The organism is Brevibacterium sp. LS14 (genome assembly GCF_012027885.1).
Lineage (GTDB): Bacteria > Actinomycetota > Actinomycetes > Actinomycetales > Brevibacteriaceae > Brevibacterium > Brevibacterium casei.
The window spans coordinates 82,187-91,974 of record NZ_SJXG01000035.1; the positions used below are offsets into that span (position 1 = coordinate 82,187).

A 9,788-nucleotide genomic window follows, 5' to 3' on the forward strand; every position below is an offset into this window, starting at 1 on the left:
TCCCTAGGCCCGTGACCGCGCGAGCAGCCTCACGAAGTAGGGAGCGCCGATGAGGGCGACGATGAGGCCTGCCGGGATCTGTGCGGGGGCAATGACGGTGCGCCCGAGGGCGTCGGCGACGACGAGCCCGAGGCCGCCGAGGAGCATCGCGACGGGGATGACCCGGGAATGGCGGCTGCCGACGAGGGCGCGCGCCGCGTGCGGGGCGACGAGCCCGACGAAGCCGACGACGCCGACCGCGGAGACGCTCACCGCTGCCAGGACGGCCGCGGTGATGAGCACGCCGAGGCGGACGGGTTCGCGGGCGACTCCGACGAGCCTCGGCGTGTCGTCGTCGAGGGCGAGGAGGTCGAGCTCCCGACTCCACACCGCGGCGAGCGGGATCGCGATGACGAGGACGAGGGCGACAGGGGCGACATCGGCCCATACGCGCCCGTACGTCGACCCGGACAGCCACGTGAAGATCGCCGGAGTGTCCCACGGGTTCGCGCGGATGAGGAAGAGCGTGGTCAGAGCCGTGAAGCCGTACCACAGGCCGATGCCGATGAGGACGAGGCGGTCGGTGTTCATCCCGCCCCGCCACGACAGGCCGTAGACGATCGCGAAGGCGACGAGTGCCCCGATGATGCCGAAGGTGGAGATGAGGACGACCGTGGCGCCGGGAACGAGGGTGACGACGATGACGGCGCCGAGCCCGGCCCCGCCGGTGATGCCGAGAAGCCCGGGCTCGGCGAGCGGATTGCGCGCACTGGCCTGGACGAACGTGCCCGAGAGGGCGAGCGCGGCACCAGCGAGGAGGGCAGCGGCGACCCGCGGTGCCCGGGAGTCGAAGGCGAAGCCGATCACCGGGGCCGTCTGATCGCGCAGCCACAGAGCGACGTCGCCGAGGAGGTAGAACCGCTCCCCGGTGAGCAGGGCGAGGACGGTGGCGACGAGGAGGCCGACGGTGAGGGCAGTGATGACGAGCGCGGCGCGACGGCCACCGTGCACCGTGCTCCGCGCCGCCGAGGTCGGCTGTGCCGGACCCGTGGTGCGCATCCGGCGGGCGAGGAGGACGAGGATGATCGCGCCGAGGATGGTCGTCGTCACCCCGGACGGCAGGGTGATCGCGGCCGTGGCTCCGACGATCGCGCGGAACACGGCGTCGGCGAGGACGACGATGATCGCCCCGATGAGTGCGGTCGCGGGGATCATCACGACATGCTTGGCGAGCACCGGGACGAACCGCGCGAGCAGGCGGGTGATCACCGGCGCGGCGAGGCCGACGAAGCCGATCGGCCCGGCCAGCGTCACTGCGGTGGCGGTGAGGAGGACGGCGAGGATGACGCCTATGGCCCGCGTCGAGCGGATCGGAACGCCGAGCACCGCAGCCGTGTCGTCGCCGAGGCTGAGCAGATCGAGGCGGCGGGCGAGCAGGAGGGCCGCGGCGACGATGACGGCGATGACCGGGGCGCTGCGCAGGGCGGCCGAGCCGTCGAGCTGATTGAGGGTGCCGGAGCCCCAGGAGAAGAGGCTCGTCGTCTCCTCGGCGAAGAGGATGAGCAGCGTCGACGTGCCCGCCTGCAGTGCCAGCGCCGTGGCGGTGCCGGCGAGGACGAGTTTCGTCGTCGACGCCGCGGCCCCGCCGGCGAGTCCGAGGACGAGCGCGGCGGCGAGGAGCCCGCCGGCGAACGCGACGCCACCGGAGGCCCACACCGGGACGGCGAGCCCGAAGGCGGTGACGAGGGTGACGGCGAAGTAGGCCCCGCCGGTGACCGCGAGCGTGTCCGGGGAGGCGAGCGGGTTGCGGGCCAGCGATTGGAAGAGCGCGCCGGCGACGCCGAGGGCGATGCCGACGAGGACGGCGGCACCCACGCGCGGCAGCCGCGACCCGATGAGGATGTCGCGGACACTGGGGCCCGCCTCGGCGGGGGAGGCGGCACCGGTGAGCGCCCCGAGGAGGTCGCGCAGACCGATCCCCGAGGTGCCCTGCGTGATGTGCCACGCCGAGAGCACGAGGAGGACGACGGCGAGACCGACGAGGACCCCGGTGGCCGTGAGCGCACCGAGGAGCCCGACGCCCCGGGACGGCGCCGCGGCACCGTCCCGGACGTCGGTCTCAGCGGCGTCGGTGGACGTCTGGGTCACTTCGTCAGGGCGCCGACGTAGGCGTCGAGGGCCTGTGCGGAGGACTTCGGGCCGCCGAAGGTCCAGATGCCGGCAGGGAACGGTGTGGCCCGATCCTCCTTGACGGCGGGGATGTTCGCCCAGATGTCGTTCTTCTTCAGCAGTTCGACGTAGTCCTCGGACTCGGGATCCTCGGTGCCGGTGTAGTAGAAGTTCGCGTCGCCGACCTTGGAGAGGCCCTCGATGTCGGTCTGGCCGAGCCCGTAGGCGGGGTCGACCTCACCGGTCCAGACGTTGGTCAGCCCGATCGTCTCCCCGAGCTCACCGATGAGCGAGCCCTGACCGAAGGGTCGGATGGCGACGTTCGAGCCGTTGACCCAGCCGTCGAAGTAGACGAAGTCCGTCGTTTCGGGCTTCGCATCGGCGATGGCCTGCTTCGACTCCTCGACCTTCGCGTCGAAGTCCTCGAGCACCGCCTGTGCGCGTTCGCTGCGACCGGTGGCCTGGGCGACGAGGGAGAACGTGTCCTTCATATAGGCGATCGGATCCTTCGCATCGGCGCCGGTCATGACCATGACGGGCACGCCCTGGTCTTCGATCTGCTGGATGACCTTGTCGTCGCGCGATTCCTTCTCGATGATGACGAGGTCGGGGTTCGCCGAGAGGATCGACTCGACGTTGGGCTCCTGACGGGTGCCGACGTCGGTCGTCGTCTCCGGCAGCTTCTCAGCGGTGTCCCACGCGGTGTAGCCCTTGACGTCGGCGGCGGCGACCGGGTCGACGCAGAGGGAGAGCAGGTCCTCGGTGTACTGCCATTCGAGGGAGACGACCTTCGCCGCGGGCTTGTCGAGTTCGATGGTCGTGCCCGTGTCGTCGGTGACCGAGACCGGGTCCGTCGAGGTCGCGGTCTGGTCGTCGGCGCACGACGCCGAAGTCGACTTCTGTGCGGCGTCATCCGCCGAGGCGTCGGTGTCGGTGGTCCCGCACGCGGAGAGTGCGAGGGCGCAGATCGCGCTCGCCGAGGCGAGGGCGAAGGTGCGTGGCAGTGTGGCCATGGGTGGGTCTTCCTTCTCGTGGGCGCACTCCGGGGACGAGTGCCGGCTGTGACAGGGAGGGGGAGAGCGGTTCAGGGGGCGGTGGTGACCGCGGTCGGCTGCGCCGATGATCGCTGCGATCGGGGCGCGGTGGGTCGGCGCCGTCGGCGCGGCAGAGCCTCGACGCGCACGAGGCCTGTGTCCTCGTCGGTGGTGACGGTGATCGGCAGGCCGTAGACCTCGGTGAGCATCTCGGCGGTGAACACCTCTTCGCAGGTCCCGACCGCGCGCGCTCGTCCCGCATCGAGGAGGATGACGTGGTCGGCGACGGCGGCGGCGTGGCCGAGGTCGTGGAGGACAACCCCGATCGCCGTGTCGTGGTCGTCGGCGAGTTCGCGCATGAGGTCGAGGATCTCCGCCTGGTAGCGCAGGTCGAGGTGGTTGGTCGGTTCGTCGAGGAGGAGGACCCCGGTGTCCTGGGCCAGGCAGGTGGCCAGCCACACGCGCTGGAGTTCCCCGCCGGAGAGCTGGTCGACGGGACGCTCGGCCATGTGCGCGGTGCCGGTGAGGGCAAGCGCCTTGTCGATCGCCGCGTGATCGGTCTCGGTGAGCGCGGCGAAGCGCTTGCGGTGCGGGTGCCTGCCGTAGGCGACGACGTCGTGGACGCTCACCCCTGAGGGGTGCGGGCGCGACTGCGAGAGCAGGGTGACGACCGTGGCGAACTCCCGCGAGGACAGCGCCGAGGACGGTGTCGTCGACCCGCCCGCCGTGATCGAGACGGCACCCGAGTCGATGGGGTGGAGGCGGGCCAGGGACCGCAGGACGGTCGACTTGCCGCTGCCGTTGGGCCCGACGAGCGCAGTGACCCGTCCGGAGGCGATCGAGAGCGAGACGTCGTCGACGACCGTACGGCGTTCGTAGCCGAGACGGAGGCGGGCCGCGTTGAGCGTCGCCCCGCCGTGCGCATCGAGGACGGACGGCTGCGCCTGAGCTGTCATCTTCACAATTGCATAGCCTATCCTAAGTTCCTGGGCGGCGGCGCGAATCGACCGCGATCCGCGCAGATATGGCGAGCATCACAGGCCGTGTCCGTGCCGACTCGTACTCTGGGGCCCATACATAGGATGGTGACGACGTGAGGAGGGCACCGATGAGATTCATCGCCACCGGAGACTGGCAGCTGGGCATGACCGCGCACTTCCTCAGCGCCGAGGCCAGGCCCCGCTTCCATCGGGCCAGGCTCGACGCGATCCGCCGGATCGGCGAGCTCGCCGAGGAGCGGGGCGCGGAGTTCGTCCTCGTCTGCGGGGACGTCTTCGAGTCGAACCAGCTCGATCGCGCGATCGTCTCCCGGACCTTCGAGGTCCTCTCGGCCTTCACCGTGCCTGTCGTCCTCCTGCCGGGCAATCACGATCCGCTCGATGCCGCGTCGATCTACGACTCCCCGGCCTTCACGTCCCGGCAGCCAGAGCACGTCCGGGTTCTCCGCGACTCCGCTCCCGTCGAGGTGGTGCCGGGCACCGAGGTCGTCGGAGCTCCGTGGTTCTCGAAGCGCCCCCTCCACGACCTCGTCGCGGCCGCGACGGATGACCTCGCCGAGGTGGCTCCCGGCCGGATCCGCATCATCGCCGGACACGGGGCGGTGAGCAGCCTCGATCCCGACCGGGAGTCAGTGGCGACGATCGACGAGGCGAACCTGCGCCGCGTCCTCGACGCGGACCGGGCGCAGTTCGTCGCTCTCGGCGATCGGCACGCGACCTACGAGGTTGCCGAGCGCATCTGGTATCCGGGCGCGCCGGAAGTGACCTCGCGGCGCGAGGACGATCCGGGCAACGTCCTCGTCGTCGACGTCGACCCGCAGACCCATGCCGTCGACGTCGAGAAGGTGCCGGTGGGCCAGTGGTCGTTCGTCGTCATCGAGGAGGACGTGGACTCTGCTGAGGACGTCACCGCGCTCGAGTCCCGGCTCGCGGCGATCGCCGACAAGGACCGCACCGCGCTCTGGCTCATCCTCCGCGGCACCCTCTCGACGGCAGCGAAGGCGAGGCTCGACGAGGTCCTCGACCACGCGGGGGACCTCTTCGCGCTCGTCTCCCTGTGGGAGCGGCACACGGATCTAGCCGTCATCGCCGCCGACGAGGACTTCGCCGGTCTCGGGTTGAGCGGGTACCTCCAGGAGTCCCTCGACGACCTCGCCGAGCGGGCCGCCGGCGACGACGCCGCCGCCCAGGATGCCCTGGGACTCCTCTACCGATTCGCGAGGAGCGGGACATGAGACTGCATTCGATCCGCCTGCAGAACTACCGCGGCATCGTCGACGCCACCGTCGACTTCGCCGACGGGGTGACCATCGTCGAAGGTCCCAACGAAGTGGGGAAGTCCTCGATCCACGAGGCGATCGCCCACCTGCGAGAGGACAAATCGAGTTCGAAGAAGGCGAGCGTCAAGGACACTCAGCCGATCGGCGTCGACGAAGGACCCGAGGTCTCCCTTCACCTCACGACCGGCGACATCGAGCTCAGATACGCGAAGCGCTGGCTGCGTGGCCAGTACACCACCCTGGAGATCCTGCGACCGCGCCCCGAGCAGCTGAGTGGAGACGAGGCCCACGAGCGTTTCCTCTCCGTCCTCGCCGACACCGTCGACGTCGACCTCCTCGTCGCCCTCGATGTCTCGCAGGGCGAGAGCCTCGCCCAGGCTCCGATGGCGCAGATCAGCGCGCTCCAGTCCGCGCTCAGCGAGACCGGGGCGGAGGTCGCCGATCACGATGCGTTCCTCGACCGGGTCGAGGACGAGTATGCGAAGTACTTCACGAAGTCGGGCAGGCCGACGGGGGAGTACCGGGACATCGACGCCGAGGTCACGGCGGCCCAGGAGGCCCACCGTGAGCTCACCGTGCGCAGCGCGGAGATGGACGACCTCGTCGAGAGGCATGCTCGGGCCTCTGCCCGACTCGAGTCCGTGCGCGAGCAGCTGACTGCGGCGGTCGCGGACAAGGAGGCCGCTGAGGAGGAGTTCGCGGCGCTGAACGCACTCAAGTCCGCGCTCACCGACGCCGAGCAGCGCGCCGAGGCGATCGCCCGCGACGTCTCGCTGGCCGAGGAAGCGCGGAAGCGACGGACTGCCCTCGTCGACGATGCCGATGCTGCGGCACAGACGGTGATCGCCGCGAGCGAGCGTGCCCACGACCTCGAGACTTCGCAGGCGGAGAAGGACGAGTCCTTCGCGCAGGCACAGCGTGAGGTCACCGCTGCCCGTGAGGTGCTCGAGGCGGCTCGGGCGGAGGCCAAGCGTACGGCGCAGCGTCTCTCCCGGACACGGGCGCGCGGTGACTATGCCGACCTCCGGCGTCGCCTCGGTGAGATCCGGGTGCAGGAGGAGCGGCGGGCCACTGCTGCGGCGACGGTGCGGTCGATCGCCGTCACCGCGGCCGATGTCGACCGTCTCATCTCGCTTGAGACCGACGTGCGCATCGCCGAGAGCGCGAAGACCTCCGCTGCGGCGCAGATCGTCGCCCGCCGCCTCGGTGAGACTCCGGTCCGCATCGATGGCGCGGAGCTCGAAGAGACGAGGGAGACCGAGCTCGCCGTGGTCAGTGATGTGCGCATCGTCGTCGACGGGGTCGCCGACATCACCGTGCGTCCCGGGGCGTCCCCGGTCGAGCTCGACCGGACGCTCGAGGCCGCGCAGTCGGCGCTTTCGGCAGAGCTCGAGCGCCTGCAGGTCGATTCGGTCGCTCAGGCACGGGAGCGGGCACACCGCCGCGCGGACGCCGAGGCTGAGGCAGCGGAGGCCGTATCGACGCTGACAGCCCTGCTCGGAGCGGACGGGCGCGAGGACCTCGAAGCGGCGTTCGCGCGGGCCGAGGCGCTCATCGCCGGCAGCGGAGACGACGGGGAGTCCGGTGACGAAGCATCGGACAGCGAAGGGTCGGCGGACGGCGCGCGGACGGACGGCGCGGGCGACGACGACGATTCTGCTGAGACGGTCGCCGATCTCGAAACGGCTCTTGCCGACGCTGACACGGCCGTCGATGATGCCCAGGCGGACATGGACGAGGCGACTGCGCGACTCGAGACAGCGCGAGCGAACCGCGACGACGCTCGCGTCGAGACCGTCCGCGCGCAGACCACCCTGCAGGAGGCGCGGACGCAGGCCGAACGTCTGGAGAAGGCGCTCGCCGAGGCCAGGGCGGCAGAGTCGGACGAAGCGCTCGGGTCGGCGGTGAGTGCCGCGACCGAACAGGCACGTGCTGCCGAGGCGCGAGTGGCCGAGGCCCGGTCCGCCTATGACGCCGCGGATCCGCAGACGCTGGAGATGAAGGTCAACAACGTCCGGCAGCTCGTCGTGAGCAAGGAGGCGCAGCGGGAGAAGGATCGGCAGGAGGTCGATCGACTCACCGCGCTCATTGACGACCGGGCCGGTGAGGGCATCTACGAGAAGCTCAAGAGCGCCGAGGAAGCACTCGAGACAGCGCAGAGGAGATGTGCTCGTCTCGAGCGCAGTGCGCGGGCGATCGATCTGCTCCGCTCGACGGTGCTCGCGCATCGCGATGAGGCCCAACGGAAGTACGTCGCGCCGTTCAAGGCGCAGATCGAGCGTCTCGGGCGACCGATCTTCGGTCCCGATCTCTCGGTCGAGGTGTCCGAGGATCTCGCGATAGCCTCACGGACACTCGACGGGACAACGGTGCCGTTCGAATCGCTCTCGGGCGGAACCCGGGAGCAGTTGGCCCTCATCGGCCGGCTCGCCGTCGCCGCCCTCGTCGACCCGTCGGCGGGTGCCCCGGTCATCCTCGACGATGCCTTCGGTTTCGCCGACCCCGAGCGCTTGGCCGCCCTCAACGTCGTTCTCGGCACCATCGGCGAGTCCGCGCAGGTCATCCTGCTCACCTGCCAGCCCGAGCGCTTCGCCTCCGTCGGCGGCGCGACGACCGTGAGTCTGGGGTAGTCGCTCGAATACTGCCGAACTCAGCTGTCAGTATCCACCAATCACACAGTACAAGAGTGGGCTAATATGAACTTGAAGTCACGAAATTCTAACCAGCGCCGAGTTTCCGCTATTCATGGGCGAGTGGCGTTGTCAACATTTATGGTGGCTTCTCTTGTGGTTCCGATCGTCATCGTCTTCCCATTTATATTTTCAATTTTTATCGGAGATGACTATCGGGCTGTCCAGGCAGGGTGGGCTCAATCAATTCTGCGAGAGTTCGTTGATAATGGATATGGATATCCAGGTCAGGTTGTCGGTATAACCGCCATTGGAGTGGCCCTTGCGGCATTTGGATCAAGAAGGTCAGAGTCGCTGACGTGGGGCGAGGAAGACGAGGCGGGAGATGTACGTAATTATGTTGATTTCTTGAATCTTATTTTTGCTGCTTATTTTTCAACTGTTGCGTTGTCGTCACTGACTCGTTTTGTGTCCGTGGGCCCACGTGAGACGAGTTTAGGTGTCGTATTTATTAGCCTGCTTGGAACATTTATCTGCATTCTGACCTCGGCGTCGATGGGGCCAAGTCGATTTTCTCGTTCGAAGGCTAGGGAAGAGAACATGCTGGAGCGCGAGAAGGTGAAGGAGCTTCTCGACAGTTTACGAGATGGCGCGACCGATCGCGGGCGCAATCCTTATACGATAGTTTGCGGCTGTGCAATTTTGTTGGTTGCAGTTCTTTCGGTAGTTACATCTATATCTCGCCTCCCATACGAGATCATTGCAGGGTTCTTGGTGGTGTCGTGTACCTACGGAATAATATGCACCCTATTTCTTGTTTATCTTCGGGTTTCTTCGTGGAGCAACTGGCTGCGAGGTCGCAATGCAAATAGAGGATTGTATATTCTGCTGAGAATTCTTGAGGCATTGTCGGTTGGGATGGCTGTTGCTGTGACTGGGGCGCTGTCGGCCAGTTCTGGTTCGTCTATCAGTTTGCCAGATTTGATAACTGTCGGCGTTTTGGTGGTAATTGTATTTGTGGCTATTGAAAAATTTGTATACTCATCTTCGCGACTAGGGGAAGCGATCAAAGTTCGACAAGAGAAGATTGTCAATAGGAGACTGATTTCGATTGACAATTGGTTAGATGTAAACGAACGTTGGCTGAAACCGGCGAGCCCTTAGAATCTGAGTGCACGCATTTTGTGCGAAAGTATGTGGGCTCTTCGCAGCTGAGAGTGTAGTCGGGTTGGGCGCGTCGGTCGCTGGATAGGGGTCGAGGCCCTCCGAGGATGGAAGTTCTGACACTGCCCATCCTGAGGACCTCGACATGGATCACGCTACCTTCGTTCGCCCTGACCTGACCACGTTCTGCCGTCTCGACGAGCTCGGCCTCGAGGCCGTCGGACAGCGGGTTGAGCCTGATCGTGCGGTGATCCAGTGCCGGGTCCTGGAGCCGGACCCGTGGTGCAGGGAGTGCGGGGCCGAGGGCGTGCCCCGAGACACGGTGATCCGCCGGTTGGCGCACGAGCCGTTCGGGCACCGGCCCACGACCTTGATGGTCCGGGTCCGCCGGTACCGGTGTGTTACCTGCCGTCGGACGTGGCGGCAGGACACGTCGAAGGCCGCGGCGCCGCGGGCGAAGATCACCCGTGGCGGGGTGGGCTGGGCGCTGACCGGTGTGGTCGTGGACCACCTCACCGTCAGCCGCGTCGCTGC

7 protein-coding genes are annotated in these 9,788 nt (G+C 67.6%); 4 read left to right on the plus strand and 3 right to left on the minus strand.

The genetic code is table 11. The annotated features are described in order from the left end of the window. Positions 1-3: 3 nt before the first annotated feature. The 3 genes from EZE58_RS05095 to EZE58_RS05105 form a co-directional block, all read right to left on the minus strand. Complete coding sequence (locus tag EZE58_RS05095; RefSeq protein WP_131248400.1) at positions 4-2,127, minus strand: iron ABC transporter permease; 2,124 nt, start codon at positions 2,125-2,127, stop codon at positions 4-6. Then, positions 2,124-3,161, minus strand: coding sequence for an iron-siderophore ABC transporter substrate-binding protein (locus tag EZE58_RS05100; protein ID WP_131248399.1), 1,038 nt, complete (start codon positions 3,159-3,161; stop codon positions 2,124-2,126). The genes EZE58_RS05095 and EZE58_RS05100 overlap by 4 nt, the downstream gene beginning before the upstream one ends. Positions 3,162-3,232: 71 nt before the next feature. Then, positions 3,233-4,138 carry an ABC transporter ATP-binding protein gene (locus EZE58_RS05105; RefSeq protein WP_063250227.1) on the minus strand — a complete coding sequence of 302 codons (906 nt, stop codon included), beginning with the start codon at positions 4,136-4,138 and terminating at the stop codon, positions 3,233-3,235. A 152-nt stretch (positions 4,139-4,290) separates the two neighbouring features. On the opposite strand from EZE58_RS05105, the gene EZE58_RS05110 reads away from it, so the two are divergent. The 4 genes from EZE58_RS05110 to EZE58_RS05125 all read left to right on the plus strand — a co-directional run. Then, positions 4,291-5,415, plus strand: a complete 1,125-nt coding sequence (locus EZE58_RS05110; protein WP_063250228.1) for a metallophosphoesterase — start codon at positions 4,291-4,293, stop codon at positions 5,413-5,415. Continuing rightward, complete coding sequence (locus EZE58_RS05115; protein WP_063250229.1) at positions 5,412-8,090, plus strand: AAA family ATPase; 2,679 nt, start codon at positions 5,412-5,414, stop codon at positions 8,088-8,090. Before EZE58_RS05110 ends, EZE58_RS05115 begins: the two co-directional genes overlap by 4 nt. A 66-nt stretch (positions 8,091-8,156) precedes the next feature. Then, a complete protein-coding gene (locus EZE58_RS05120) occupies positions 8,157-9,254 on the plus strand; it encodes a hypothetical protein (protein WP_131248396.1) in 1,098 nt (365 codons plus the stop codon). Positions 9,255-9,399: 145 nt separating this feature from the next. Continuing rightward, a partial coding sequence (locus EZE58_RS05125) for a transposase family protein (protein WP_167559748.1) occupies positions 9,400-9,788 on the plus strand: 389 nt, incomplete at its 3' end.